Genomic DNA, 1,098 nt, shown 5'->3' with positions numbered 1-1,098 from the left:
GGTGTTTCCGTCTGAAATAATCTGCGGAAATCGCCCGAGATAATCTGCGGTTTGACAGTTTGAAATACCTTGTGATACTTTTTTAATCATTTCCTCTGTATATTTCATAAAATCAACTCTCCTTCCGTTTGCCATTGAACCATTGTTTTAAGACTAAATTAAAACAACTGCAATTCTTCCATTTACTGTTTTCACAATTGCTTTTACTTCATATCTTTGTGATTCAATCCAGTTGCTAAACTGTTCTGCTTCTGTTTCCAACTCTTCCATATCATCAAAGAATGTGACATTTAATCCATCATCAAACAGTTTGCACTCTTCTCTTGTATAACCATACTCATTCCAATTCTCCAGAAGTTCATCATCTGTTAATTTAAAGTATTCTGTACTCTTTTTTACTTCCATACTCTTAAAATCAATCTTCATATCCTCAACCGTCCTTCCTATTTAAAATCACCTAAACATTTAGGTTTTTTCATTGATACATCAAAATAAGGATACCTTTTCAACCTCTCGTTCTGATCGTACAGTGATAAAAATTCCCCTTTTATATCATCGCCATAACAGAAAAATCTAAAATCATACATCCACTCTAATACCTTTGCAGGATATTTCATTTCCGGCTCAATAAATACCTCTATAATCTTTTGGTGGATGTCATCAATATGATTTAAAATATCTGTTGCAATATGCTTATAATCATAATATTTCTTTTGTTTCATCCACTCTTCCATGTCAATGTTATGTTCTGCAATAAACCCTTCTACACGTCCTTTTGATTCTTCTACATACTTTTCCATGTTGTCATTTAACCATGCGTATTCACTGCAATATTCATTGATATATTCTATAAATTTCTTTATACTTTCCACCATAACACTTTTTGTTTCTTCATAATTTGCTTTGCATAATTTCATACTAAGTGACCTCCATTTTTCAATAATAAAAGCGGATAGATTTATTTTTCCATCCGCTTATATATTCTCTATTCTGTTTACTTGTTTAGTGTGTTCTGCAATATTCTCTTGCTTCTTCTCTGCTATAAAAAAGTGTCTTCGACACATCAACTCCCCTAGCCCCTCATTCATGAGGGGAATT

Annotated in this window: 2 protein-coding genes; both read right to left on the bottom strand. The window is 32.4% G+C overall.

Going from position 1 to position 1,098, the window contains the following annotated elements; all coding sequences use genetic code 11:
• Nucleotides 1-153: 153 nt before the first annotated feature.
• Nucleotides 154-426 (bottom strand): hypothetical protein, encoded by a 273-nt coding sequence (locus ASU35_RS05670; protein WP_058352080.1) that lies wholly within the window; start codon nt 424-426, stop codon nt 154-156.
• Nucleotides 427-443: 17 nt separating this feature from the next.
• Entirely contained in the window at nt 444-917 is a 474-nt protein-coding gene (locus tag ASU35_RS05665) for a hypothetical protein (protein ID WP_058352079.1), read from the bottom strand.
• Between the last annotated feature and the right edge of the window lie 181 nt (nt 918-1,098).

Source organism: Acetivibrio ethanolgignens (genome assembly GCF_001461035.1).
Classification (GTDB): domain Bacteria; phylum Bacillota; class Clostridia; order Lachnospirales; family Lachnospiraceae; genus Velocimicrobium; species Velocimicrobium ethanolgignens.
This window is presented reverse-complemented; position numbering and strand designations above follow the sequence as displayed.